Below are 26,198 nucleotides of genomic sequence, written 5' to 3' on the forward strand. Positions count from 1 at the left end.
ATAAGAATACCATTGAGCTGCCTTTCTGGCAAGCAGTTTTATTATGCTAATGCTCCTCCATGTAAGCAGTGTTTATACATTTACGATTTACTTTACATGGAGGATTTTATTATGTACGAAGAAATTTTTAATCAGATTAGATCTGCTGCGAATAAACGGAATCTCAAGGATTCCACAATTCATGCATACTGTACCAGTGTTGCTCATTTTTTGAACCACACAGCCAAGGATATAGATGCATTAACAACTGACGATGTTGATACATTCCTAACTGAAAAGAAACTTTCCGGGATTTCACCAGAAACATACAATCACTACCATTCAGGAATCCGCTTCTTTTACAAAAAAGTATTGAAGATGAATTGGGATGATGATGACATACCTCGTATGAAAAGGGACAGAAAGTTACCAGCGGTGCTTACAAAAGCAGAAATATCAGCTATTCTTGATGCTACACCAAATCTGAAGCATAAAGCTATGATCGCTACTATGTATTCAGGTGGACTTCGTGTTTCAGAAGTCACACACCTTCATTATGATGATATTTCACGCACGAACAAAACCATACACATCCGCGATGGAAAAAGCCGATCTGACCGTTATACTTTGCTTGCAGACCGGACGCTTGAAATATTGACAGAATACTGGTTTCAATGTGGCAGGCCAAGAGGGATTCTGTTCCCAAGTTCATGGACAGGGGATTATCTTACAAAAGATAGTGTCATTCAATTTTTTCGTGAAAGCGCCGAAAGAGCAGGCATTCAAAAAACACGTCTCCACACATTGTTTGCGTCATAGTTTTGCAAGTCATCTGTTTGAGTCAGGCTGCGATATAAAATATATTCAGGCTCTTTTGGGACATCGTGATCCAAAATCAACAGAGATTTATCTGCATGTAAGCAATAAAACTCTGCTTGGTATTAAAAGCCCATTTGATGAGATGGGTGGTGAATGATTATGGATAAATCATGTACGATACAGGATGTATTTGAACGGTTCTATCCTTCCTATGAAAAGAGGAGTAACCCTCCTGCTCATCACAGAAAAACGGCTTATCACATCAGAAACTGTAAAACAGGAGTTTTTGGTGTAAATATCAGTGTTTGTGAGGACTGCGGATGTATCAGTGTTCACAACAACTCCTGCAGAAGCAGATGCTGTCCCATGTGCCAGGAGTTTCCGAAAGAGAAATGGATTGATGCACAAAAAGAGAACGTATTGGATGCACCCTATTATCATGTAGTATTCACAGTTCCTGAGGAATTGAATTCCATTATTTACAGCAACCAGAAGCTGTTATATGATGCACTGTATCATGCTGCTTCAGCCACATTGAATGAATTGTCAAAAGATGCAAAGTATCTGGGAGCTGATATAGGGTATATCTGCATTCTTCATACCTGGGGCTCTGCAATGAATTATCATCCTCATATTCATACCATTGTTCTTGGAGGTGGGCTTGATGATGAAAATAAATGGAAAGACACAGGTGGAAATTTTTTTCTCCCATATGGTGTCATCTCAAAAGTGTTCCGTGGAAAATATCTGGATGAGTTAAAAAGCCTGTGGAATGATTCTAAGCTTAAATTTCATGGTACAGCAGAGAAATATCAGAACAGCTATCGTTTTAAAGAACTTCTTGATAAGTGTTATGAAAAGAACTGGGTCACTTACTGTAAAGAAACTTTCAATGGTGCACAGTCGGTTATCAATTATCTTGGAAAATATACCCACAGGATAGCAATCAGTAATCATCGAATCAAATCCATGACGGATACGACAGTTACATATGCAGTAAAAGACTATAAAAACGAAGGCCACTGGAAAGAGAAAACAATTTCAGGAGAAGAATTCATCCGTCGATTCATGATGCATGTTCCACCCAAACGATTTGTCAGAATCCGGCACTATGGTCTGCTATCATGTAGAAACAAGAGAAAAAAAAAGATAACTCTCTGCAGAAACCTGCTTGGATGCAAGAAATACATTTCTACATTAAAAAATCTAAATGCAGTAGAAATGATAAAGGTTTTGTATCACATTGATGTATGCAAATGTTCTTCTTGCGGAGGGAATATGGTATCACCCCGCAAAGATAAATACAGTTCTTCTTTTCATGCACATATGAGATGTTAAAATCTACAATTGCATAGAATAAATGGCTTCCGCATAGGAGGTTTGTTTGTCATGCCTGAAATTGATTTCTTGAATAAAAAAACTTTTACCAAAACACCCAGTATGATAAACTTAAGGAAAAGAGCAACGATTGAATCCCCATAGCTATCGGCTAAAGGGACGCGACTTTGTTCACCAAGGTAAAATCGAAATTGATGTAAACGAAAGGGCAGTTTTTATCAGAACTCAAGGCTGCTTTTTCGTTTACACCAACTCCGATTGTTTCCTTAACAGTTTGTATGGGGCGATAAAATCAGAATTTGAGAGAGGATTGAATATGAATAAGGAATGGTCTGAACTTAATAAAACAATGCAGGCACAAATAAAAAAGAAAGATACTTATAAGAGGGGTATTGATACTTTACTTACTTTACGAAGTCAGTTAATACAAACCTTAGTATCTTTCAAAGAAGAATTATGCAGAGAAGATTTTAACTCAATCCCCTTCATAAACGCTGATGGTTATCATAGTAAGACGATTGCTTATTCTATTTGGCATATTTTCCGCATTGAAGATATAGTTGTGCATACAGTGATAAATGAAGATGAACAAGTATTTTTTGCAGGCAATTATCAAGAGCGTATCAATTCACCTATCATTACAACAGGAAATGAACTCATGAAACAGCAGATTGCAGACTTTTCAAAACAGCTTAATCTGGAAGAATTATATTTATATATTTTCGAAGTATGGGAAAGCACTGAGAAAATGCTTGAACGGTTATCTTATGATGAATTGAAAAGAAAAATACCGAAAGAAAGAAAAGGATACTTAGAATCGTTGAATGTAGTAAACGACAATGAAAAAGCAATTTGGCTGATTGATTATTGGTGTAATAAAGATATTTGTGGACTAATTCAAATGCCGTTTTCAAGACATTGGATTATGCACACAGAAGCCTGTTTGCGTATAAAGAACAAGATACATTCATAGGCAAAAATTTCAGTTTGTAGAACTAAGGAAATTGGAATTTAAGGAGGAATAAAGTATGGTTAGTGATTTTATAAGAGCAGCATTTCCATGGATTTTAATGGGTTTATTTGTAGCAATCAGTTGTTCCCTTATGAGTAAAAAAGAGAAATAAATTCCTGTTTGTATTTATAAAAGAGAAAAAATGAGAAAAGTAGTTTTATTTATTGCCATGAGCCTTGACGGATATATTGCGGACGGTAATGGTGGAGTAGCTTGGCTAAATGGTCATGGAAATGACAATGAAAACATCGACACTTATACAGAATTTACCAAAGATATAGATACTGTCTTAATGGGGTGGAATACTTCTCATCAGGTTGTTACTGAACTTTCTCCGCAAGAATGGGTATATAATAAATTTACAACTTATGTATTAACACATAAAGAGTGCAATTCTTCCCAACAAATTCATTTTACAAGTGAAAATCCTGTTTTATTATTGGAACGGCTAAAACAAGAAGCAGGAAAGGATATTTGGATTTGTGGCGGAGCAAATCTTGTTCAGCAGTTGGTAAGCAAAAATATGATTGATAAATATTACATTTCTGTTATTCCTACTCTGTTAGGAAATGGGGTTCGTCTTTTGGGCAACATAGACAGGGAAATAAAGTTAAGGCTTTGTAAAACACAGACTTATAACGGAATAACCGATTTGATTTATATGCGTAGATAACTAGAGAGAAACAGAAAAGCTGTTAAACCGACGGAGCGATCCGACCACGTTGGCGGGAAAATCCTTAAGATTTTTCCGCCATGCTTGCAAGGGGGCGGTTCGCTTCGGCGGTTCGGCGAGCTTGCGAGCCGTTCAAAGCCCCCGTTATCTAACAGGGGGGTACTCTTACAAAAGACAAGAGCAAAAACAAATACAAAACTGCTGATATGCAACGATTTATAAGGTTATAAGAACTTATTTCACTTCACACCCTATTCTTTCTACCCGACAGGTCTAAAACAGCATATCAATAGCAAATAATTATAAGATACAAGGTGTATGCTCCTATGAGTATATGCCTTTTTTGATTGGAGGAATAAAGCATGAATGATATGAAATTTATTGAAACATTAAAGCAAAAGAGAAAAGCCTGTGATTATTCGCAATCACGACTGGCACAGGAACTACAAATCAGCAGGCAGAACTTAAATGAAATTGAAAACGGAAAAACAAAAGCCGGTAAAGAAATGAAGCATATACTTTTACATTATCTTGATTATTGTAATTGTACTCAGCCTTTCACTTTAACGATTGACTACCTGCGTGTTCGTTTTCCCACCACAGACGCATTGGAAATTATAAAAAATGTACTGGCAATGAAGAGCGAATATTTTATTCATGAAGATTACGGAATGTATGGCTATGAAGAACAGTATGTCTATGGGGATATTAGTGTAAATGTTTCTAAAGATAGTTCTATGGGTGTTTTATTGGAATTAAGAGGTATGGGGTGTCGGAACTTGGAATATGTTTTACAGGCAAGAGGGATAGACTGGTATTCCTTTTTAAGCTGTTGTATAGATTGTCAAGGTGTTTTTAAACGCATAGATTTAGCGGTCAATGATATGGGCGGATTGCTGGATATAGAAATTCTAAGGGAACGCTATTATGCCAACAAGGTATGGAAACGTTCAAGAACCCATGAAGCAGTAGACAGCGGGAAATTATCGGGTACACATGGAGATACTGCAAAAACTTTTTATATCGGTTCAAAGAATAGTTCTATTTACTTTTGCCTGTATGAAAAAGAAAAGGAACAAAAAAGCAAAGGCATAAAAACAGACATTAAGAACCGCTTTGAAATTCGGCTAAAAAATGAAAAAGCAGGACAAACGATAGAACAACTTGTTTTTTCAAGAAATCCCGAACAGACCATAGCAAGCCTTATCCTCACACAGATAGATTTTCCCGATTATATTTTATGGGATATATTTTTGGATAATGTAACTACCTCACTTCCTTTTATTATGACGCCTGTTGCTGTCAATATGGATAAAACAAAACGCTGGTTAGAAAGACAGGTCATGCCCTCTTTATTGATGATAAAAGAGATTGAAAAGAAAACAGGAGCAAATTATCTGGAAGAAATCGACAGACATACAAAACTAACAGAAAAGCAGGAATTAAAAATTAAACAAATGACAACAGACATAGCAAATATGATTGAGAAAGATACCACTGTTCCTCAAGGGAATGACGGTATTTTTTAATTTCTTTAAAAAATCTGCAACAAAACGGCTACTTGCGTACAGATATGGTGCGAGGAAAGGAAATCTGACTTTTTTTGAAAACAGGTCATCAAATCGGTGGTTGCTGTCCCTATATGATGTGAAAGAAGAAACGTTTTTCAATTTCAACTTAACAATCCGTAGTTGCCGTTCCCTATATGGAGCAAAGAAAATCTTTTATTCCACAGTTGGCAGTTACGGCGTTGCATGGGTAGTTAGGGGGTGAAAAGAAAATCAGATTTTTTCATCATCAACTTAGCAGAATGACACTTTCTTTCCCTATATGGTACAGGAAAAGAAAAAAAGTTTGGAAGATTGGTTACGCTTCTGTTCTTTTCCAACGCGGTATATAGGAAAGATGATTTTCTTCTTTCGTGTTCTTTGACAACTGAATAAAGCAGTTCAATACGTTTGACAGACAGCGAGCCGTTGAAACAGATACGCCATGACCTTTTCCCTGCTAAAGTGAGCGAACCTTATCTGTGTTCCTGTAAGAAACTTGTCCTTTCCTACCGCCATGACCTGTCCTGTCTGATAATGATACTCCCGTACAGCCACAGCTTGAGCGTTCAGAGCGTCGCACGCAATGGGTACGGCTACATAAGAACTATGCAGAGGTGGAACTCCTGTGGGCTATGACAAAAGCCGTTGAATTGCTTAGAAAAGATTTTTACAGAAAGGGGGTATGTGTTATTGCTGATATTGTAAAAACAAGGCAGGTAAAGACGAATAATAAGCGTGGCATTGGCAACAGAGGAAAAACAAAAATTGTTGTAAAAGAGCATTTTTCCGAAAAGGGAAAGACAATGGGAGAACTTCTGACAGATGTTATGCTGGAAAAAGCAAAGCAGACAATCGCATAAAATCGGTGCAGTTGTAAGAAATAGATTGAATGACAAAAAGTACCCGTGTTATACTTTACTTGCAAGCAGGTATTGTAAACACGGGTTAGTTATAAAGGAGGATAACTGACAATGAAACAACAGATTTACAATACTGCACTTTATCTTAGGTTAAGCCGAGATGATGAATTACAGGGCGAAAGTTCCAGCATTACCACACAAAGAAGTATGTTGCGTCTATATGCAAAAGAACATCATTTGAATGTGATTGATGAGTATATTGATGACGGCTGGTCGGGAACAAATTTTGAAAGACCGAGTTTCCAGAGAATGATTGAAGATATAGAGGCAGGAAAAATCAACTGTGTTGTAACGAAAGACCTTTCCCGACTTGGCAGAAATTATATTATGACAGGACAATATACAGAATTGTATTTTCCCAGCCATAATGTCCGTTACATAGCGATTGACGACGGTGTAGACAGCGAAAAAGGCGAAAGTGAGATTGCACCATTTAAGAATATCATCAATGAATGGGTGGCAAGAGATACAAGCCGTAAAGTGAAATCGGCATTTAAGACAAAATTTGCAGAGGGTGCGTATTATGGGGCTTATGCTCCGTTAGGATATAAAAAACACCCCGACATCAAAGGAAAACTGCTGGTTGATGAGGAAACAAAATGGATTGTTGAAAAAATCTTCTCCCTAGCCTATCAAGGTTACGGTAGTGCCAAAATCACAAAGGTACTGCGAGAAGAAAAAGTTCCGACAGCGTCTTGGCTGAATTTCACAAGGTACGGTACTTTTGCACACATCTTTGAGGGAAAGCCCGACAGCAAGCGTTATGAGTGGACGATTGCTCATGTTAAGGCAATTTTAAAAAGTGAAGTCTATATCGGAAACAGCGTTCATAATCGACAATCAACAGTTTCATTCAAGAGCAAGAAAAAAGTGCGTAAGCCCGAAAGTGAATGGTTTCGAGTAGAAAATACCCACGAACCGATTATTGACAAAGAAGTGTTCTATCGTGTGCAGGAACAGATAAAATCAAGGCGTAGACAGACAAAGGAAAAAGCAACGCCGATATTTGCAGGGCTTGTCAAGTGTGCGGATTGTGGCTGGTCTATGCGGTTTGCGACAAATAAGGCAAATAAAACGCCATACAGTTATTATGCTTGCAGTTACTACGGGCAGTTTGGCAAAGGTACTTGTTCTATGCACTATATCCGTTATGATGTGTTGTATCAAGCCGTATTGGAACGATTGCAGTATTGGGCTAAGGCAGTACAGCAGGACGAAGAAAAGGTGTTGAATAAGATACAAAAGGCTGGCAATGCAGAGCGAATACGGGAAAAGAAGAAAAAGGCAAGTGCTTTGAAGAAGGCCGAGAACCGTCAAAATGAAATTGACCGCTTGTTTGCGAAAATGTACGAAGATAGAGCCTGTGAGAAGATAACGGAACGAAACTTCATCATGCTGTCGGGAAAATATCAGAAAGAACAGATAGAACTGGAACAGCAGATAACCAACCTAAGAGAAGAATTAAGTAAAATGGAACAGGATATGATAGGTGCTGAAAAGTGGATTGAGTTAATCAAGGAGTATTCCGTACCAAAGGAACTGACAGCACCGTTATTAAATGCAATGATAGAAAAAATCCTTATTCATGAAGCAACAACGAATGAGGACAATGAAAGAATACAAGAAATAGAGATATACTACCGATTTATTGGAAAAGTAGACTGATAAAGAGGGTTCATATCTTTAACTAAGGGAAACTGGATCGAATATGCCGGATCTAAGTATATTGGTTGAACTTGCTGATTATTATGACATTGAAATAAAAGAGCTCCTGGATGGAGAAAGGAGTTCGACCATGAACAAAGAGATGAAAGAAACATTAAACAAAGTAGCTGATTATGAAGATTGGGTAAAAGCAAAAAGCTTTAAAAGCCGGAAATCTTGCTTTTGCATCTATGTTCCTGATCAGTGTTGTAGCTATTATCATACAGCTTCTATTGGCAGTAAATCTTCGTCTGGTGCTAGGTGAAACGTTAATTGCTCTGGTAGGCGGAATTGTATATGCGTTTATTATGGTACATAATGGCATTTGGGATAAAGGCTTGTCTGCGAGAGAGGCACTATGGAGAGATTTCCTTACCAGTGTGATCTGTGCAGGAATTTTCTCTGTGTTTTATGGTATCTGCCTGAGAAGAATGGGGGCAACCGAGAAGCAAACGATATATTTCGCTTTACTTTTTCTGGGTGGAATTACAATCGTGGCATTTATTGTTCTCAGAGTATTATCATATTTTAACCGGAACAGACGCCGGATTTCAGTTAATGAGGAGCAAAGAGATATTCCAACGACAAAGACAGGCAGTACAAAAATTTACAACGCTAAAGATATAGTAGAAGCGGGAAGAATTATAGAACTTTTAAAAGAACAAGGAATTGCTGCTTTTTCACAGGAAGCGAGTGCAAGCGTCGCTATGCATGGTGCACCGGGATTTGGTATGTATGGTGTGGATGTATTGGTGGAAGGTGATGAAGCGAAAAAGGCAATACAGATTATCGAAGCCGCAGATGATTCTCAAAGCAAAGAAAAATTTTGACATTTCTATGGAACCGTGATAATATGATTATAGAAAAAGAGTGCTACCGATAGACGGTTAGTCCGATATAAAGTTAGACAAAAATTGCCGCTTAGTTTACCAGACTGGGGCGGCTATTTTTGTGGTTTATGATTATCCTTACCGAATGTGTATCCGATACTAAAGCAGGTTAAGCCGAAGCCCACTACTGCTATAAAATCTACAATACTCATTGGCTTAGCCCTCCTTTCCAGTGGATTCCCGTTCGGGTTTCTATGTAATCAGAGGGTCACAGTCCCTCTGCTGAAGGACTAACCGCCTACCGTTGTATGGTAGCACCCATGCACTGATTATAACAGTCAGAGTGTATGGCTACAACAGCAAATTAAAGTAAGTGCAACTATAATAATTGAATTATGTAGGATACTTGCCGATATTGAAAAAAATAACAGTGGAATAAACTTCGGATTGGGAAGTAAATGATATATGGAAATTTTAACTACTAGGGAATGGGCAACTGTGATCTGGGCATTTATTTTATTTGTGTATGCAATGGTACATAGACAGATTAGAGAGGCATTTTGGAATGTTGTAAAAATATTCTTTGGTAAGAAGTTAAGAATACTTTGGGGGATTATTTTCCTTTATGTTTTGGGTATAACTTTAATATTTTATCAGTTACCGTTTTGGGATAATGCTTTTATTAAAGATATTATAGTTTGGTTTGTCTTTTCAGGTTTGATATACTGCATGAATGCTGTTTCAAAAGAGGCAGATGAGGAATATATTAGAAAAGTTTTAAAAGATAATTTGAAATTGACGATTGTTTTGGAATTTATTATTAGCACATTTACTTTCAACATATGGGTTGAATTGGTAATTATTCCGATCACAACAATAATTGTAATTATGAATGTAATTGCAGAGCGCGAAGAGGAGTATGAGAAAGTACATAAGTTGCTAGATATGGTTCTTGCGGTGGCAGGATTTTGGATACTATACGAGACTATAAAGATTGGAATACATGAATATAAAGAACTGGATGCATTAAATACTTTTATTAGTTTTATGATTCCTATTGTGTATTTAATACTAATTATACCGTTAGAATACATACTTGAACTTTATCCAAAATATGAAGTGTTGTTTGTCAGGATGTCATTTAAGGAAGCAAAAGATAAAAAAATTCAAAGAAGACATCGTTGGCTTGTGATAAAAGTATGTAAACTTTCAGTGCATAAAGTGATGCTCTTTCAAAAGAAATATTGGTGCAAAATGTATAGTAGAATGTCTGTAGCAGAATTTGAGAATCTGATAAAAGAATTCAGGGGCGAATGCAATAATGAGAGATAATTTCTGTATTTCGGAATAAATAATTGGATTGATATATGAGTACATTTTGAGTGCAATTTTTATGCCAGTCAAAATTATGCCTGCTAATATGGCGAATACAACAATGAAAAGTAGCGAAAACGCTATTGAAATTACAGAAATCAATCTCCTGTGAGACGAGTTTGAGTAAGTGGAAATAGAAGAGCCCTTAGCTGTGGGTAAAAACTCATAGCTAAGGGCTTTTGATGGGACTTTTGCCCATATTTGCGAGGTATCAGACTTTGGGTAATGGTTTTAATAACACCGTTATTCCTAAAGCCGCTGGAATTATCAGTGGCAAGATTATCCATGCACTCTGGAACAGTACCCAGGAAAGAATCGAAAGAATAGAGAAAATTGTTATTTTTACATAGGCATCTGCTTTTAGCTTCTGTTTTTTCAGCATTACGATAGAGGATATTAACAGAATCAGGAATATTACAAATAATAAAACAATCCCTACTGCCAGCAAAAAGGCTACAACTCCCGTCATTCCTCCAAGCAATGCTGTAAGCGAGCCTGGAAAGATAAGATATCCGCCTATGTAGTCTCCATTTCCTCCAGAGTTGGTTGCCAGATTTATACCAGCTGTTGTGATTTTTGCAGCATGTCTGACAAGAAATAAAGATGCAATTCCGGCACAGAGAAAAAATGTCGTATAAATACCAATGAGTATTGTGGAAATTAGTGATCCAAGAGGGATTTTTTTTATCATTCATAGTATAAGTCCATTCTTTCTGCCATAGAAATAATTGATGGGATTGCGTATGGATATCCGTTATCTTCATTTACTGCAAGCACACCGTGCCTGCTACACTTCTGAAGTCCCTTAACTGCTTAAATTTATATTATTATACAACTTTTTTTGATTCTTAGACAAGATGTGACCTTGGAATATTTAGTTTTGCAAGTGGGTTTTGTTTATTGTATTTTGCAATATAGCGTTGCATTCCTGAGCGAACTCGCTTATGATTTGAGTCGAAACATATTGTTATTATTCACAGCTACGGAGAAAGTGTTATCATTTCTGATAACAAATAATCTCTAAACAGAATTGATTAGTAATTGTCGGATTCGAGTAGTAAACAGGGAGCCGGGGAGTTGCTTTGATAGCGGGCTTCCCGGCTCTTGGTGTGTGGTGTGATACCTTTTTGATACCTGAACAAATTATTCATCTTCGCCCTTAACATCAAGAGCTGTGGCAATTCAATGTTTTATTATGATTGTATAAACATGGTGCTAGCACCATGTGACAAGAACTAATAAGAGAAATTCTTTATGGTATGAATGACTCTAAAAGGGATCTGATTAGTCGATGAATACTGGGATTGCGGTAGGAAAGAGTTCATTGGATGAAATAAAATAGGTTGTATTTATCCTAAAATTTTCATATAATATAAAAAAGGAGATGATCACATGACGATAGATACAAATACCATGGTTTCAATTTCAGAAGCCAACCAGAATTTTTCAAAGGTTGCAAGACTGGTGGACGAGCGTGGATCAGCAGTTATTTTGAAGAATAATGTTCCAAGATACATTGTGATAGATTTTAGTAAAATGGATGAAGATGTTGTTGCGTTGGATGAAGACGTACTGAGTATATCGAAAAAACTTATGGAGCAAAACCGAGAAGCATATGAGGTATTGGCTAAATGAAGAGATTAAGCAAAGAACAGATTCTCTTGCTTCATTCTCAACTTATTCAGCAAACAGGCGGAAGTGATGGTGTCAGAGATTATGCTTTGCTGGAATCAGCAATAGAGGCACCATTTCAATCTTTTGGTGGCGACGAGTTATATCCAACGATACAGGCTAAAGCAGCAAGATTGGGATATGGTTTAATAAAAAACCATTGTATACAAATGCATTTCAAAAATTGAAACCAGGTAACGGAACGAGTTTGAAGGTATGTGTTAAAGCATTGATTGAAGAATACGGTAAGGATATTTTTGAAAAAGAAATGGAAGCAAATGGGGAGGAATTTTTATCTACAATGATAAACAGCCGTGTTCGTATAATGCACATAAAGCGGAATCAGAAAAATAAGTATTTTAATGGCAATGAATCTGTTTTGTATATTTTAAAACTAAGTTTATTATATCGCAGAATTTTATTGGATATTTTAGGTATTGAGAAGCAGATGTATGCAGATAAATTGCAAAAGTGTGTGACAAGACTTAATAGGTGGAATGATACATTAGATAAGCTTCTTCTAAGACTATAAGAGTGTGAAATATCTCTGGTTCTACAACAGTACAGTGGTTCTAAAAAGTTCTGAAACGAGATGCAGAATAGAAAAAATTGAAAATAGTAGTAAATCTGACGTCTGTACCCAACCGATTTTACACCATGTAACAGAGAACGGAGTAGGGTTCGAATAATCCACACAATCACAAGATACCAGTAGTTATACGGATTAAAAGCAAATTTGCTTAATGATTGGCAACATTTTGTGATTATTCAAGAGATAAAAATTTAATTCAATATGCGAAGCGGAACAAAACAAATGGTAAGGTAGAATGTTCGATTTCAGGTCTGTCGGGATGTATTGGTGCTGAGCAATGCAAATTTTATTAAAAAAAGAATGTATATAAATAAATTGATTGGTACCATATGCGATATCATAACAAATGTTAAAGTGGGATAAACTGATCACACGTATATGCAATTTATCGAAAGATCTCCGGTTTGATGAGTTACGGAAAGTATTGGAAAGCTACAGATACGAAATAAATGCACCAAGAAGTGGAAGCAGTCATTACACTTTCAGAAAGCAAGGATGTATGCCAATTACAATACCAAAGCATGAACCACTTAAGAAAGTATATATAGAAATGGTAAGGCAGATTGTAGAAGGCGAGGCTAAGAATGATGAAGACGCTGAATGATTATATGGCAATGTCCTATCGTATGGAAATTGTGGAATACAAGGATGACGGCAGATTTGTGGTTTCTTATCCAGATTTGCCTGGTGCATTACTTGTGGTGAAACAGTAGAGAGTGCGGTAGCAAATGCACGGGATGCTAAAAAGGCATGGATTGAAGCTGCATTAGAAGAAGATGTAGAGATTCATGAACCAGACAGTTTGGAAGATTATTCTGGACAGTTTAAATTGAGAATTCCACGAAGTTTGTACAGATCACTGGCAGAACATTCTCAGCGGGAAGGAATCAGCATGAATCAATATTGTGTGTATCTGCTTTCCAGAAATGATGCAATGTTTTCAAAATAAATATTGTTTTGTAATCCGCTTGCCTTCTACTTTACAATAATAGTTGCTGATATATAATTGAAAAGAAAGAGACAAATTGCAATTTAATGAGGGCAAAGCAAATGGAGCAGATTATCAATTATAGAGACATACCTACAGATAAAAAACTGATATTTTAAATGCTCTTGAGCAAATAGGTTTTATTCCAGCATATGGCAGAGTGAAAACAATGCAACGAGTTATGGAAAAATCGATCCCGGGTTCAGGACCTCAATTCTATTTTGTTTTTCGCGAAGATAAGTTGATAGGATACACTTTTCTGTAATATGATGTAGGGCAAGTCAGAAAATCGTTTGAACGCTTTCCTGCAATAAAAAGTTTTTAGGCTTTAATCTTCCTTTCATAATTGCCCTGTATGATACAAGCATAACAACAAGAAAGAAAACAAATAGAAAGGAAATTCAGAACATGAAAAAAATTAATTTTACTAACATCAGCGAGAAGATTAAAGCAAATGGAAAGAAAATTTTGAAGAGAACAATCGCAGCAGCAGCGGTACTCTCAATCCTTGGCGGTTCTGTTGTAGTTTACGCGGAGCATAAAGAGAATCAGACTGAGCAGAAAATTCATGACAGAATCCGTGAAGATGCAAAGACAGATGGAATTACATTAATATCTGAGGATGAGGTAAAAAAGATTGCACTTGATGATGCAAAAGCAAAAGAAACAGATGTCAAATATCTGGAAATTTCACTGGATGATGAACAGAATAACCGTTATAATGATTATGATGATAACGACAATGATGACGATGACCATGATCACGAAGATGACGATCATGATGACGAAAATCATGAAAAACGTTATATCTACGAAGTTGATTTTATTTACGATGGTATGGAATACAGCTATGAAATTGATGCCGAATCTAAAGAAATCCTTCAGCGTCAGTACGAATCCTGGTGGAATTAATAGCCGATACCTTATGGCTGAAAAGTAAAATAGAGACAACATAGGAGTCAATTACTGATAGGTAACAGTATTGACTCCTACGTTTATCTGAGGATTTTATATACAGGAGGGCAGACAGTAATGCGTGTGCTTGTGGTAGAAGATGAGAAAGATCTTAATCGTGTGATCACGAGAAAACTCAAAGCGGAAGGATATAGCGTAGATTCCTGTTTTGATGGTGCAGAAGCCTTGGATTATATGGAAATGACACCTTATGATGTTATTGTTATGGATATTATGATGCCTGAAAAAAACGGATATCAGGTTTTGAAAGAAATGCGTGAAAAGGGCAACCGTTCTCCGGTGCTTTTTCTGACTGCACGAGATGCTCTTGAAGATCGTGTCAAAGGGCTGGATCTGGGGGCGGATGATTATCTTGTGAAACCATTTCATTTTGAAGAACTTATGGCAAGAATCAGGGTGATGCTTCGCAGAAACCATGGAAGTGTTTCCAATCGTCTTGCTCTTGCAGACCTTACTCTGGATTGCGATACACATGAAGTCAGACGGGGAGAAAAACGAATTGAATTGTCTGCAAAAGAATTTTCTATTTTGGAATACATGCTTCGTAATAAAGGAATTGTCCTTTCAAGAGAAAAACTGGAAACACATATCTGGAATTATGAATACCAGGGTGCGTCCAATATGATTGATGTATATATCCGCTATCTGCGTCTGAAAATTGATAAAGAATTTGAGCCGAAGCTGATCCATACAGTAAGGGGAGTTGGCTATGTACTCCGGGAGGTGGATGCATGAAACAACTGACAATCCGTACAAAAGTAACATTTTGGTATGCGATGATTATGGTATTGATGGCGGCATCTACGCTTGGCTTGCTTTTGTCAGTTTCAGAAACGGCTCACCTTTCTGATCAGAAAAGCAGACTGATGGAAACGGTGGAAGAGGCAGCGGAAGACATTTCGGAGGACGGAGAAGATGTATTTGATTCTTTTGAAGACGGGGTTTATCTTTCTCTTTATGATTCGCAGGGTACATTTCTTCAGGGAAATATTCCTTCTGATTTTCAGAAAAATCTGGAATTTTCAGAGCAATCCGTATATTCGATAAAGGCGAACCGGCAGAGTTTTTATGTCTATGATAGAAAACTGTCTGATGGACAATGGATACGAGGGATAATCTCCGAATCAGAGTTCAGTCATTTTCAAGTGACAGTGATACGGACAGCTTTTATTTTGCTTCCCATGTTGGTGATAATAGCTACGGTGGCTGGATATTTTATTACAAAACGGGCTTTTCGTCCGGTACGACAGATTCAGGAAACCGCACAGCAGATTACAAGAAGCAATTCGCTTTCTTCCAGAATTGGACTTCCGGAGGGAAGAGATGAAATTTCTCAGCTCGCAAATACAATCGATGAGATGCTGGAACGGTTAGAACAGAGTTTTGAAAAGGAAAAGCAGTTTACTTCTGATGCATCCCATGAACTTCGCACGCCGATATCTGTAATTTTGATGGAGAGTGAATATGTTCTTCAGGATGCAAGTACTTTTGAAGAGGCCAGGGAATCTATGGAGGCAGTCAACCGTCAGGCAAACAGAATGTCGGAGTTGATTAACCAGCTGCTGTTTTTTGCCCGTGAAGAAAATGGAACACTGGCGGTGAACTTTGAAAAAACAGAGATTCTTCCAGTCCTTCAGGAAATTATAGGGGATTGCCGGCCGCTTGCAGAAAGTTTTGATATTTCGGTTGAATTTACGAATCATCTAAAGGATGGCTTTGCATGCAAAGTTGATCGTATGCTGTTTTCAAGGGCTGTTCACAACTTGATACAGAATGCTGCTGTCTATGGAAAACAAGGTGGACATATCTGGGTATCTGTTTATGTAGAAGGAAACTATCTTGTGGTATCGGTCAAAGATGATGGCATCGGTATCAGCAGTGAACATTTGGAAAAAATCTGGGATCGCTTCTATCAGGTAGATGAATCACGCAGCAGGGCGTATGCCGGAAGCACAGGCCTCGGTCTGTCCATGGTACAGAAAATTATGGAAAAACACAACGGTTATGTAAAAGTGGAAAGCGAAGAGGGGAGTGGAAGTACATTTTGGCTGTATTTTGAAATCTGATGGTTTTCATATTTACCAGCTCCTTTGATTTGCTTCAATAAGAAAAGCATACCGCATCACGCTGCGTGAGAGTTAAGCTATTTTTGAAAAAATGTGGTCCTTCATGTGTACTATTTACTAAATCTCATACTTTGGTCTGATTGACGGCGCCACCCTTTGAAAGTAAAATATTTCATATAGAAGCTTACTGCAACGAAATATCTTTTGCCAAGGGGGAGCAAAATGAAAAAGAGAATTCTGAAATTTCGTCTGGCAGGGGCAGTGGTGACGCTGCTGGGCGTGTATCTGATGGTGATCGGGTACGGTGCCACCTGGTCGCTGACGATTGCCACGATCGTGCTGATTTTTGGTATTGCGATCTGGATGATGGCCAAACCGGAGGATTATAATTCCATGACGGACATTGCAGCCATGATCGAGATGGACAGGCCCAGGAAGATCGAGGAGTTTTATGAGGCGTACAAGAATGTGTGGACGCCGCTGGGCTCGGGATGGCTGGGCAAGTTTTATACGATGAAGCAGACGGCGCTGGTGTTTGGCCCGGACGCCAGAGGACAGTACATTTATTTCTGGCTGACGAAGGACGGGATCGTGGGATATGTGGGGTATTCGTTTGTGGAAAAGTTTATCCGCAAGCAGCTGACGAAGCCGCTGATCCCGGTGCCGGAGGATGTGAGCCTGAGCGTGGCAGGGCATCTGAGCTATCATTCGGATTTTCTTATGTTCCAGAGTGAGCTGAAAACGAATCTGGAACGGTTTGTGAAAACCGGTCGGGTCGAGCCTTTTATGCAGACGAAGCCATCGCAGATCTACACGTTTACGGAGGACTTCAAGCTGACGGGACAGCATTTTGACCTGGAGGACGCGGACGGAAATCTGGTGTACGCCATCGACAGTACGGTGCCGCTGAAGACGTTTCGGATTTATGATGCGGCGCATAACGAAGTGTTCCGCATGACGAAGGAGCTGCTGCATGTGCTGCCGACATACCGTTTTTATCTGTATGAGGAGCCATATGGGACGCTGCAGAAGAAGTTTGCCCTGGTAAAAGACAGATTTTCCATGGAATTGCCGGAGGGTACGCTGGAACTGATGGAATATGCGGGCTCCATCGGCCACAATTACCGGGTGACGCTGAACGGGAAAATGCTGGGTGCCATCATGGACAATATGGATCTCACGATCCAGAATGTGTTTTTTGACAATGCATTTCTGATCGTTTATGACACGCGGTATCTGCCGCAGCTGACGGCGCTGGCGGTGATGGCGGCCAGAGAGCTGGCCCGGGACAAGGACGGCGCGCTGCCGAATCGCAGATAAGAGGGGGAGAAACAGATGAAGGGAAAATGGAGAGCATTTGTGGGGATTTTTACAGCAGCGTATGTGCTGACAGGCTGCGGCGCGATATCATCGCCCATCGAGTATGACAGCGCGGATGCGGCCAAGGAGGCGCTGCAGTCGGCTTCTGTCCTGACGGTGGAGTGTAATCTGGAGGACGCAGACCCGGCGGGAAACCTGCTGGCGGACGGTAAAATAGCAGGCTTTATGAAAAATACCGGTTTTATCAATCTGAAATGGACGGTGAGTGTGGACGATGTGGACTGGTTTTATCTGAAGATTGTGACGGATGAGCCCATCAACGATGTGGAGGGGATCGTATCCGGCACAACGTATGCCTATTATGATATGGACGATACGTGCCTTGGCTATTCCCAGGAGCAGGTCATCGACGGCGCCTTTTTTATCGCATTTCTGGATGCCGACGGCAATCGCAAGGATTATCTGGCGTCGGAGGACGGGACGGTACTGTTTGACAGCTCCTTCAACGTGATCGGCAGAGCAAAGGGACAGCATTCTATCCTGGGTTCGGACTGCCAGATCACCGTGACGATGGAGGATGGCGTGGATCAGGAGGTGGATCTGAAGGATAAACTGGCCATGACCATGCCGATTTATGATGAGGAGAAACGCTGGTATCTGGATAACAAGTAATCGGTTCCCGCTTCTCGAAAAATGAAAAAAATAATAAAAAATTATAGAAATACTGCAAAAAAATGCCGGGAAGATCGTTTTCTCTATAGGTAAAAAAGAGAGGGGATTTTTTATGGGGGAGCAGGAACTGTTGAGAAAGCTGGGGATATGGCCGAATCTGAGCGGATATCAGTATCTGATGAAGGGGATTTGAGATGATCAGAATGGATCCGGACTATCTGCAGTATGTGACGAAGCGGCTGTATCCGGATATTGCCGATGTTTATCAGATGAGCTGGCCCAGCGTGGAGCGGGCGATCCGCACCTCGCTGATCACCTGCTGGGACAGAGGCAACCGGGATTTCCTGGATCAGATGGTGGGGTATCATCTGCGGGATCGCCCGACGGTCAGCGAATTTTTCGCACTTTCGTGGCTGTATCTGTGCCGGCAGGAACAGGAGAACGCATAGACGGGGAAATCCCGGGAAGGAAGAACAGATGACCTTTCCGGGATTTTTTTGATAAAATATATTAATAAGCAGGTTTTCACCGGCAAGGTGATTGACAGGCGGCAGGAAGAAGAATATACTCATAACAGTGTTATACAACACTGTTACAGATATGGAGGTACAGGTGTCAAAATTAATTGAAGGTGTTTCTGAGAAGATAGAAGCATGTGCGAAAAAGGAATTTCTGGAAAAGGGTTATGTGGATGCATCGCTTCGGACGATCGCGACGGAGGCCGGGACAACGACCGGGTCTATTTACTCCCGTTATGGCGGGAAGGAAGGGCTTTTTTCTGCGATCGTGGAGCCGGCGGCGGAAGAATTTGTCGGTATTTTCCGGCAGGTGCAGGAGACGTTTCACACGATGGAGGCAGAGCGGCAGGCGGAGAGCCTGGATGATTTTACCAGAAGCGGGATGCGGCAGATGGTGGATTACATGTATGCGCATTTTGAGGAGTTTCAGCTGCTGGTGACCGGCGCCTACGGAACGAAATTTCAGAATTTTGTGGAGCATCTGGTGGATATCGAGACAGAGTACACCTACAAGTTTATGGAGACGATCGGCCTGGAAGTGAAGAAGGGCAAGCCCATCACGAAGGATTTCATGCACATCATGAACAAGGCGCTGTTTGAAAGCTTTTTTGAGGTGATCCGGCACGGAATGTCGAAGGCGGAAGCGGTGGAGTACATCGATATGCTGGAAAAATATCACAGCGCAGGCTGGAATATCATTTACCAGGAGTATTATTGATGGCAGAGACGCGGCCAGGCTGCTGCCGACGTGTGGCAGCCTCTCTTTTTGATGGGTGGTTAGCCGACGCTTACTCTGTGACAGTGGTCAGCAACAAAAATGTCTGTAGAAAGGAAAAGGAGACTCGTATGAACAAGGGTGGAAAACTGAAAGGAAAAGATCTGATCAATATCGGCATTTATGCTGCGATTTACTGTGTCATCATGACCGCTGTGGCGATGCTCGGCTTTATTCCGATCATGATGCCGATACTTTGCGTGCTGGTGCCGCTGCTGGGTGGCATTCCGTACATGCTTTTTGTGACAAAGGTGGAAAAACCGGAAATGATCCATATTTACGCCATGATCGTGGGGCTGTTCCTGTGGATCACGGGCATGGGATACTGGCCGTTCATTTTCGGCGTCGTGTTTGGTTTTGTGGCCGATAAGATCGTGCAGTCCGGCAATTATAAGAGCAGTTCCAAGGCCATTCTCAGCAATGCGGTATTCAGCCTGGTGATTTTCGGCAATTTTGTACCGCTGCTCATCAATGCGGAGGAATATTTCAAGACCCGCCAGAGCTTCGGCGAGGATTACATCACTTCCCTGATCGCGATCATGGGCCATTCCTGGCTGGTTCCGGCGCTGCTTGCCGCTACCATCATTTTTGGCCTGCTGGGTGGTGTACTGGGAAAAGCAGTATTGAAAAAGCATTTTGAAAAGGCGGGAATCGCATAATGAAGGGTGCAAACATAACCTTTGATCCCCGGACAAAGCTGCTGCTGCTTCTGACCATGGGCATTTTTGTGCTGGGCAGTGCGGGCGGCAATCTGTTTGACGCTTACATGCCGCTGTTCTGTGCGGTACCGGTCGTATTATTTGTACTGGATGGAAAATGGAAACGGGCGGTGTTATATGCCGTGCTGTACGGGGCGGCCTACGCGCTTCTGATGGAGGCGGTTCCCCGGCTGTCGGGCATTGGCGGCTATATTTTGCTGGCATGCTGCGGCATCCTCACCCGATTCCTGCCGGGCATTATGACCGGCGCGTATCTGATGCAGACAACGAAGGTGAGCGAATTCCACGCGGCCATGGAGCGGATGCATGTGACGGATAAGATCACCATTCCCCTGTCGGTGATGTTCCGGTTTTTTCCCACCATTGCGGATGAGTTTTCTTCCATCAATGACGCCATGCGCATGCGTGACATCCGTTTCGGCGGGAAAAATGTGGCGAAGATGGTGGAGTACCGGCTGATCCCGCTGATGGTCTGCTCGGCAAAGATCGGGGAGGAGCTGAATGCGGCAGCCATCACAAGGGGGCTGGGATCGGACAGAAGGCGCACGAACATCTGCCGGATCGGCTTTCATGTGCAGGATTACATCCTGACTGCACTGTGTCTGGTACCCTATGTTGTCTGGCTCGGTGCGCTGGTTTTGGGAGGCATGAGGTGAACATGATACAGATCGAACACGTGAATTTTACATACCAGCATTCGGAAAAAGGGGCGCTGAAGGATGTGTCTCTGCAGATCGGCCAGGGAGAATGCGTTCTGCTGTGCGGCAGCTCCGGCTGCGGCAAGACAACGATCACCAGACTGCTGAACGGCCTGATCCCGCATTTTTACGAGGGAACCTTCAGCGGCGACGTGTCCGTGTGCGGCATGCATGTGCAGGAAGAAGAGATTTATCAGATCTCCCGGAAAGTAGGCAGTGTTTTCCAGAATCCCAGGAGCCAGTTTTTCTGTCTGGACACCACCAGTGAGCTGGCTTTCGGCTGTGAGAATCTGGGCCTGCCGGAGGAAGAAATCCATCGGAGAATGGATGCCGCCGTGGAGGCGCTTTCCCAGGAAAATCTGCTGGATCGGGATATTTTCCGGCTTTCCGGCGGGGAGAAGCAGCAGATCGCCTGCGGCTGTGTGTCCGCCATGCAGCCGGACGTCTTTGTGCTGGATGAGCCCACTTCCAATCTGGACGCGGCGGCCATGGAACGGCTGAAGGAGGTGCTGCTGCTCTGGAAAAAAGCGGGAAAGACCATCGTGATCGCGGAGCATCGGCTGTACTGGCTGAAGGACGTGTGTGACCGGGTCATTTACTTGGAGGACGGCGCGGTGAAGGCCGATCTGCCGATGGAGCAGTTCCTGACCTTTTCTCCTGAAAAAATGGAGCATCTGGGTCTTCGTTCCATGGATGCGGAGCGTGCGGCGGAACGGGAAGAGCCGTTTTTGGCGGCGCATGGCATCCAGCTGAAAAATTATACGTTTTCCTACGGGGAAGAACCAGTGCTGCGGCTGGGAGATTTCCAGATCCCGGAGCAAGAGATCGTAGCCATCACGGGAAAAAACGGGGTGGGCAAGACCACCTTTGTGCGGTGCCTGTGCGGCCTGCAGAAAAAATTTAAGGGAAAAACCGTGCTGGGCGGCCGGGAATATACGGCAAAAGAGATGTTGAAGCAGTGTTATCTGGTCATGCAGGACGTGAACCATCAGCTGTTCTGCGAGACGGTGGAAGACGAGATCTGTCTGGGCGCCGGACAGGTGTCCGAAGAGGAAAAGCAGACGGTCATGGAGCAGCTGGGGCTGGTGGAACTCAAATATCGGCATCCCATGTCCCTTTCCGGCGGACAGAAGCAGCGGGTGGCCATCGCGTCTGCAGTGCTGGCGGGCAAGGATGTGCTGATCTTTGATGAGCCCACCAGCGGCCTGGATTACCGGCATATGGTACAGACAGCCCGGCTGTTTGCGGGGCTGCAGGCCATGGGAAAAAGTGTACTGATCATCACCCATGACCGGGAACTGATCCAAAAATGCTGCACCTGTGAGATGGTTATGACGGAGGCCGGTGCCCGGCTTTATCGGATCAGACAGTAAGGAGGACTGAGAAAATGGCAAAGAAAACCGATGAAAAGCAAAAGCCCATGCAGCAGCTGTTTGTCTATGCCGGGGGATACCGGTATCTGACGATGGCATCCTGGGTGCTTGCTGTGATCAGCGCGTTTATGGCGCTGGTTCCGTTTTATTTTATCTGGCGGCTCATTCAGGAGGTGCTGCGGGTGGCGCCGGATATGGGAAAGGCGCAGAACCTTTCTTCCTATGGCTGGAGCGCTGTGGGCTTTGCCCTGCTTTCCATGCTGATTTATATCGGAGCGCTGCTCTGCTCCCACCTGTCCGCTTTTCGGATCCAGGCAAATATGCGCTCCACACTGATGCGGCACATTCTCTCCCTGCCGCTGGGCTTCATGGACGATGAGGGAAGCGGAAAGATCCGCAAGATCGTCAACGAGTCCACCGAGGCGACGGAGACGTATGTGGCACACCAGCTGCCGGATAAATGTGTGGCGGTGGCAACCCCCATCGGCCTGGCGGTGCTGCTGCTCGTCTTTGACTGGCGTTTGGGGCTCTTAAGCCTCATCCCGGTGGTGCTGGCGTTTGGCATCATGAGTGCCATGATGGGTGAAAACATGAAGAAAAAGATGGCGGAATACCAGAATGCGCTGGAGGAAATGTCCAGTGAGGCGGTGGAGTATGTCAGAGGCATTCCGGTGGTAAAAACCTTCGGCCAGTCGGTATTTTCCTTCAAGCGGTTCCGGGATTCCATCAAAAAATATGAAAAGTGGACGATCGCCTACACGAAGGATCTGCGCATCCCGATGATGGGCTACACGGTGGCGATCAATGCGGTATTTGCCATTCTCATCGCAGCCACGTTTCTGCTGGGCGGTGTGAGAAGCGGCAGCGTGAACAGCACCTTTTTGCTGAACCTGCTTTTTTATATTATCATTACCCCCATCATTACGGTGACGCTGACGAAGATGATGTATGCGGGAGAAAATACCATGGTGCTGGAGGATGCCATGATGAGAATTGACGGCATCCTTGCAAGAAAACCGCTGGCGCAGCCGGAGAATCCCAGACAGCCCGCGGACAGCTCCATTTGCCTGAAAAATGTGTCCTTCCGCTACGAGGGGGCTTCCAAGGATGCCTTGCACGGGATCAGCCTGGATATCCGCGCCGGGGAGCATGTGGCCTTTGTGGGCCCGTCCGGCGGCGGCAAGACGACGCTGGCCCGGCTCATCGCCCGGTTTGCGGATGCGACGGAGGGCAGCATTCTGGTGGGCGGTGTGGATGTGAAAACGATCGCACCTCAGGTGCTGATGGACACGGTGTCCTTTGTTTTCCAGGACAGCCGTCTGCTGAAAATGTCCATTTTTGACAATGTGCGCATGGGCAAAAAGGATGCGACCCGGGAAGAAGTGCTGGAAGCGCTGAAAAATGCCCAGTGTGAGGATATCATCGAGAAGCTGCCGGAGGGCATCGACACGGTGATCGGCTCCAGAGGCACGTATCTGTCCGGCGGAGAGACCCAGCGGATTTCCATTGCCCGGGCCATGCTGAAAAATGCACCGATCCTCATTCTGGATGAGGCGACAGCCTTTGCTGATCCGGACAATGAGGCCAGGGTGCAGGAGGCATTCAGTAAGCTTTCCCAGGGAAAAACGGTGATCATGATTGCTCACCGGCTGTCCTCTGTCGTTGGTGTGGACAGAATCTGTGTGCTGAAAGACGGTCAGATCTGCCAGACGGGCACCCATGAACAGCTGCAGAATGCGGAAGGGCTGTACGCCCATATGTGGGAGGAATATAACAAATCGGTATGCTGGAAGGTAGGTGCATAATATGAAGATCAGGGAAAAACTCATGCATAAATATGCCCTTTCAGAGCAGGGCGCTGCGGATATGCTGAAAGCCTTTGCCGCAGTTACCGTATCGGATCTGGTGCTCATGATGCCGGTATCGCTGCTGTATTTTCTCGTAAAGGATTATATGGAAGGAAACCTGGGGGCCAGAGCGGGATTTTATATCGGCGGCGTGGCGGCGGCGCTGGTGCTGATCGCCATTACCACCTATATCCAGTACAATGCCACTTTTCTGTCTACTTATGTGGAAAGCGGCGTGCGAAGGATCACCCTGGCGGAGAAGCTGCGGAAGATCCCCCTTTCCTATTTCGGAAAAAAGGATCTGTCTGATTTGACCAGTACCATCATGGCGGACTGCGCCCAGATGGAAACGGCTTCCTCCCACTTCATCCCGGAGCTGGTGGGTGCTTGCATTTCCACGGCCCTGGTGGCGGTAAGCCTGTTTTCCTTCGACTGGCGGATGGCCCTGGCAGCGCTGTGGGTGCTTCCGGTTTCGTTTCTCATTGTGGGCTGCTCCGGCAGTGTGCAGAAAAACCTGAATAAAAAACAGATGGATCTGAAAATGGCGTGTGCCGACGGCATCCAGGAAGGGCTGGAGAGCATGCGGGATCTGCGGGCATACAACACCCAGGACGATTATATGAAGGGACTGGACGCCAAGATCAAAGCGGTGGAAAAGCATGCCATCGTGACGGAGCTGGGAACGGCGGTGTTCGTGGGAAGTGCCCAGATGATTCTGAAGCTGGGCATCGGCACCGTGGCGCTGGTGGGCGGCAGCCTGCTGATAAAGGGGCAGCTGGATGTGCTCACGTTCTTTATGTTCCTGCTGGTGGTATCCCGGATCTATGATCCCATGCAGGTGTCCCTGCAGAATCTGGCAGCCATCATTGCCTCTGACGTGCAGAGCAGTAGACTGGATGAGATCCTGTCCCATGAGGTACAGGAGGGCAGCACGCAGATGAACCATCAGGACTATGATATCACGTTTTCTCATGTGGGATTTTCCTATGATACCGGAGATGTGGTATTGAAGGACGTGTCCTTCACGGCAAAGCAGGGACAGGTGACAGCGCTCATCGGCCCGTCCGGCGGCGGCAAGACGACCGTATCCCGGCTGGCAGCCCGGTTCTGGGATGCGAACAGAGGCAGGATCACCGTGGGTGGTATGGATATTTCCACCATCGATCCCGAGACACTGATGTCGCTGTATTCCATCGTTTTCCAGGATGTGACGCTGTTTAACAATACGATCATGGAAAATATCCGGATCGGAAAAATGGATGCCACGGATGAGGAGGTGCTGGCGGCAGCTAGACTGGCCCACTGCGACGAGTTTGCGGAAAAGCTTTCGGATGGCTGGCATACGATGATCGGAGAAAACGGTTCCGAGCTGTCCGGCGGAGAACGGCAGAGAATCTCCATCGCCCGGGCATTCTTAAAGGATGCGCCCATTATTCTGCTGGATGAGGCCACGGCTTCTCTGGATGTGGACAATGAGACGATGATCCAGGAATCCCTGTCCCGGCTCATCCAGGATAAGACCGTGCTCATCATTGCCCACCGGATGCGTACCGTGGCAGAGGCAGATCAGATCGTGGTGCTCAAGGACGGTACTGTGGCGGAAAGCGGCAGCCCGGCAGAGCTGGAACAGAAGGACGGCATTTATGCCAATATGGTAAAGACTCAGCTGCTGGCAGGCGGCTGGAATCTGTAATGACAGGATGACCTGTCAGCGCAGGATATGGTCAGAAGCGGATAAAGATAAAAAAGGCCCGGCTGATAAAAAATATCAGCCGGGTTATTTTG

The 26,198-nt window shown here is 43.2% G+C and carries 23 protein-coding genes and 5 pseudogenes; 27 read left to right on the forward strand and 1 reads right to left on the reverse strand.

Annotated elements, in window-relative coordinates:
• Positions 1–111 precede the first annotated feature (111 nt).
• The 9 genes and pseudogenes from RJD28_02590 to RJD28_02630 all read left to right on the forward strand — a co-directional run bounded on the left by RJD28_02590 (position 112) and on the right by RJD28_02630 (position 10,157).
• Positions 112–955: pseudogene (locus RJD28_02590) on the forward strand (tyrosine-type recombinase/integrase).
• Entirely contained in the window at positions 952–2,136 is a 1,185-nt protein-coding gene (locus RJD28_02595; GenBank protein ID WNV58448.1) for an IS91 family transposase, read from the forward strand. Before RJD28_02590 ends, RJD28_02595 begins: the two are co-directional and overlap by 4 nt.
• A gap of 316 nt (positions 2,137–2,452) precedes the next feature.
• Positions 2,453–3,109, forward strand: a complete 657-nt coding sequence (locus tag RJD28_02600; GenBank protein ID WNV58449.1) for a phage head-tail adapter protein — start codon at positions 2,453–2,455, stop codon at positions 3,107–3,109.
• Between the two features lie 181 nt (positions 3,110–3,290).
• Positions 3,291–3,821 (forward strand): dihydrofolate reductase family protein, encoded by a 531-nt coding sequence (locus RJD28_02605; GenBank protein WNV58450.1) that lies wholly within the window; start codon positions 3,291–3,293, stop codon positions 3,819–3,821.
• Positions 3,822–4,183: 362 nt separating this feature from the next.
• A complete protein-coding gene (locus tag RJD28_02610; GenBank protein WNV58451.1) occupies positions 4,184–5,350 on the forward strand; it encodes an XRE family transcriptional regulator in 1,167 nt (388 codons plus the stop codon).
• Positions 5,351–6,016: 666 nt separating this feature from the next.
• Positions 6,017–6,231, forward strand: a pseudogene (locus RJD28_02615) (tRNA wybutosine-synthesizing protein 3-like protein).
• A 111-nt stretch (positions 6,232–6,342) separates the two neighbouring features.
• On the forward strand, positions 6,343–7,956 hold the full coding sequence (locus RJD28_02620; protein WNV58452.1) for a recombinase family protein: 1,614 nt from the start codon (positions 6,343–6,345) through the stop codon (positions 7,954–7,956).
• A 230-nt stretch (positions 7,957–8,186) separates the two neighbouring features.
• Positions 8,187–8,825, forward strand: coding sequence for a DUF2007 domain-containing protein (locus RJD28_02625; GenBank protein ID WNV58453.1), 639 nt, complete (start codon positions 8,187–8,189; stop codon positions 8,823–8,825).
• A 465-nt stretch (positions 8,826–9,290) separates the two neighbouring features.
• A complete protein-coding gene (locus RJD28_02630; protein ID WNV58454.1) occupies positions 9,291–10,157 on the forward strand; it encodes a hypothetical protein in 867 nt (288 codons plus the stop codon).
• A 253-nt stretch (positions 10,158–10,410) separates the two neighbouring features.
• Here the strand turns inward: RJD28_02630 and RJD28_02635 are convergent, their stop codons facing one another.
• Entirely contained in the window at positions 10,411–10,890 is a 480-nt protein-coding gene (locus RJD28_02635; protein WNV58455.1) for a hypothetical protein, read from the reverse strand.
• 701 nt (positions 10,891–11,591) lie between these two features.
• Here RJD28_02635 and RJD28_02640 point away from each other — a divergent pair.
• The 18 genes and pseudogenes from RJD28_02640 to RJD28_02725 all read left to right on the forward strand — a co-directional run bounded on the left by RJD28_02640 (position 11,592) and on the right by RJD28_02725 (position 26,106).
• Positions 11,592–11,834 carry a type II toxin-antitoxin system Phd/YefM family antitoxin gene (locus tag RJD28_02640; GenBank protein ID WNV58456.1) on the forward strand — a complete coding sequence of 81 codons (243 nt, stop codon included), beginning with the start codon at positions 11,592–11,594 and terminating at the stop codon, positions 11,832–11,834.
• A pseudogene (locus tag RJD28_02645) lies at positions 11,831–12,034 on the forward strand (type II toxin-antitoxin system death-on-curing family toxin). Before RJD28_02640 ends, RJD28_02645 begins: the two are co-directional and overlap by 4 nt.
• 65 nt (positions 12,035–12,099) lie before the next feature.
• Positions 12,100–12,402 (forward strand): hypothetical protein, encoded by a 303-nt coding sequence (locus RJD28_02650; GenBank protein ID WNV58457.1) that lies wholly within the window; start codon positions 12,100–12,102, stop codon positions 12,400–12,402.
• 406 nt (positions 12,403–12,808) lie between these two features.
• Positions 12,809–13,066 carry a toxin HicA gene (locus RJD28_02655; GenBank protein WNV58458.1) on the forward strand — a complete coding sequence of 86 codons (258 nt, stop codon included), beginning with the start codon at positions 12,809–12,811 and terminating at the stop codon, positions 13,064–13,066.
• A pseudogene (locus RJD28_02660) lies at positions 13,050–13,411 on the forward strand (type II toxin-antitoxin system HicB family antitoxin). The gene RJD28_02655 and the pseudogene RJD28_02660 overlap by 17 nt, the downstream one beginning before the upstream one ends.
• 86 nt (positions 13,412–13,497) lie before the next feature.
• Positions 13,498–13,712 (forward strand): annotated as a pseudogene (locus tag RJD28_02665) (hypothetical protein).
• Between the two features lie 146 nt (positions 13,713–13,858).
• Positions 13,859–14,362, forward strand: coding sequence for a PepSY domain-containing protein (locus RJD28_02670; protein WNV58459.1), 504 nt, complete (start codon positions 13,859–13,861; stop codon positions 14,360–14,362).
• Positions 14,363–14,482: 120 nt separating this feature from the next.
• Positions 14,483–15,160, forward strand: coding sequence for a response regulator transcription factor (locus RJD28_02675; GenBank protein WNV58460.1), 678 nt, complete (start codon positions 14,483–14,485; stop codon positions 15,158–15,160).
• Positions 15,157–16,491, forward strand: coding sequence for an ATP-binding protein (locus tag RJD28_02680; protein WNV58461.1), 1,335 nt, complete (start codon positions 15,157–15,159; stop codon positions 16,489–16,491). Before RJD28_02675 ends, RJD28_02680 begins: the two co-directional genes overlap by 4 nt.
• 222 nt (positions 16,492–16,713) lie before the next feature.
• Positions 16,714–17,811, forward strand: a complete 1,098-nt coding sequence (locus tag RJD28_02685; GenBank protein WNV58462.1) for a hypothetical protein — start codon at positions 16,714–16,716, stop codon at positions 17,809–17,811.
• A 15-nt stretch (positions 17,812–17,826) separates the two neighbouring features.
• Positions 17,827–18,483, forward strand: a complete 657-nt coding sequence (locus RJD28_02690) for a hypothetical protein (GenBank protein WNV58463.1) — start codon at positions 17,827–17,829, stop codon at positions 18,481–18,483.
• Between the two features lie 194 nt (positions 18,484–18,677).
• A complete protein-coding gene (locus RJD28_02695; protein ID WNV58464.1) occupies positions 18,678–18,932 on the forward strand; it encodes a sporulation initiation factor Spo0A C-terminal domain-containing protein in 255 nt (84 codons plus the stop codon).
• Between the two features lie 163 nt (positions 18,933–19,095).
• Positions 19,096–19,719: a TetR/AcrR family transcriptional regulator gene (locus RJD28_02700; protein WNV58465.1), complete on the forward strand. Its 624-nt coding sequence runs from the start codon at positions 19,096–19,098 to the stop codon at positions 19,717–19,719.
• A gap of 128 nt (positions 19,720–19,847) precedes the next feature.
• Positions 19,848–20,435 carry an MptD family putative ECF transporter S component gene (locus RJD28_02705; GenBank protein WNV58466.1) on the forward strand — a complete coding sequence of 196 codons (588 nt, stop codon included), beginning with the start codon at positions 19,848–19,850 and terminating at the stop codon, positions 20,433–20,435.
• Entirely contained in the window at positions 20,435–21,151 is a 717-nt protein-coding gene (locus RJD28_02710) for an energy-coupling factor transporter transmembrane component T (protein ID WNV58467.1), read from the forward strand. Before RJD28_02705 ends, RJD28_02710 begins: the two co-directional genes overlap by 1 nt.
• A 2-nt stretch (positions 21,152–21,153) precedes the next feature.
• Positions 21,154–22,566, forward strand: coding sequence for an energy-coupling factor ABC transporter ATP-binding protein (locus tag RJD28_02715; protein ID WNV59544.1), 1,413 nt, complete (start codon positions 21,154–21,156; stop codon positions 22,564–22,566).
• 14 nt (positions 22,567–22,580) lie between these two features.
• Positions 22,581–24,371 carry an ABC transporter ATP-binding protein gene (locus tag RJD28_02720; protein WNV58468.1) on the forward strand — a complete coding sequence of 597 codons (1,791 nt, stop codon included), beginning with the start codon at positions 22,581–22,583 and terminating at the stop codon, positions 24,369–24,371.
• Positions 24,372–24,378: 7 nt separating this feature from the next.
• On the forward strand, positions 24,379–26,106 hold the full coding sequence (locus tag RJD28_02725) for an ABC transporter ATP-binding protein (protein ID WNV59545.1): 1,728 nt from the start codon (positions 24,379–24,381) through the stop codon (positions 26,104–26,106).
• Positions 26,107–26,198: the final 92 nt, after the last annotated feature.

It is taken from the genome of Oscillospiraceae bacterium NTUH-002-81, assembly GCA_032620915.1.
In the GTDB taxonomy this organism is placed as follows: domain Bacteria; phylum Bacillota; class Clostridia; order Lachnospirales; family Lachnospiraceae; genus JAGTTR01.

Excerpts from the sequence above, each read along its gene's own strand:
- RJD28_02595 (WNV58448.1), top strand. The coding sequence starts at position 952 with ATGATTATGGATAAATCATGTACGATACAGGATGTATTTGAACGGTTC.
- RJD28_02600 (WNV58449.1), top strand. The coding sequence starts at position 2,453 with ATGAATAAGGAATGGTCTGAACTTAATAAAACAATGCAGGCACAAATA.
- RJD28_02605 (WNV58450.1), top strand. The coding sequence starts at position 3,291 with ATGAGAAAAGTAGTTTTATTTATTGCCATGAGCCTTGACGGATATATT.
- RJD28_02610 (WNV58451.1), top strand. The coding sequence starts at position 4,184 with ATGAATGATATGAAATTTATTGAAACATTAAAGCAAAAGAGAAAAGCC.
- RJD28_02620 (WNV58452.1), top strand. The coding sequence starts at position 6,343 with ATGAAACAACAGATTTACAATACTGCACTTTATCTTAGGTTAAGCCGA.
- RJD28_02625 (WNV58453.1), top strand. The coding sequence starts at position 8,187 with ATGTTCCTGATCAGTGTTGTAGCTATTATCATACAGCTTCTATTGGCA.
- RJD28_02630 (WNV58454.1), top strand. The coding sequence starts at position 9,291 with ATGGAAATTTTAACTACTAGGGAATGGGCAACTGTGATCTGGGCATTT.
- RJD28_02635 (WNV58455.1), bottom strand. The coding sequence starts at position 10,890 with ATGATAAAAAAAATCCCTCTTGGATCACTAATTTCCACAATACTCATT.
- RJD28_02640 (WNV58456.1), top strand. The coding sequence starts at position 11,592 with ATGACGATAGATACAAATACCATGGTTTCAATTTCAGAAGCCAACCAG.
- RJD28_02655 (WNV58458.1), top strand. The coding sequence starts at position 12,809 with ATGTTAAAGTGGGATAAACTGATCACACGTATATGCAATTTATCGAAA.
- RJD28_02670 (WNV58459.1), top strand. The coding sequence starts at position 13,859 with ATGAAAAAAATTAATTTTACTAACATCAGCGAGAAGATTAAAGCAAAT.
- RJD28_02675 (WNV58460.1), top strand. The coding sequence starts at position 14,483 with ATGCGTGTGCTTGTGGTAGAAGATGAGAAAGATCTTAATCGTGTGATC.
- RJD28_02680 (WNV58461.1), top strand. The coding sequence starts at position 15,157 with ATGAAACAACTGACAATCCGTACAAAAGTAACATTTTGGTATGCGATG.
- RJD28_02685 (WNV58462.1), top strand. The coding sequence starts at position 16,714 with ATGAAAAAGAGAATTCTGAAATTTCGTCTGGCAGGGGCAGTGGTGACG.
- RJD28_02690 (WNV58463.1), top strand. The coding sequence starts at position 17,827 with ATGAAGGGAAAATGGAGAGCATTTGTGGGGATTTTTACAGCAGCGTAT.
- RJD28_02695 (WNV58464.1), top strand. The coding sequence starts at position 18,678 with ATGATCAGAATGGATCCGGACTATCTGCAGTATGTGACGAAGCGGCTG.
- RJD28_02705 (WNV58466.1), top strand. The coding sequence starts at position 19,848 with ATGAACAAGGGTGGAAAACTGAAAGGAAAAGATCTGATCAATATCGGC.
- RJD28_02710 (WNV58467.1), top strand. The coding sequence starts at position 20,435 with ATGAAGGGTGCAAACATAACCTTTGATCCCCGGACAAAGCTGCTGCTG.
- RJD28_02715 (WNV59544.1), top strand. The coding sequence starts at position 21,154 with ATGATACAGATCGAACACGTGAATTTTACATACCAGCATTCGGAAAAA.
- RJD28_02720 (WNV58468.1), top strand. The coding sequence starts at position 22,581 with ATGGCAAAGAAAACCGATGAAAAGCAAAAGCCCATGCAGCAGCTGTTT.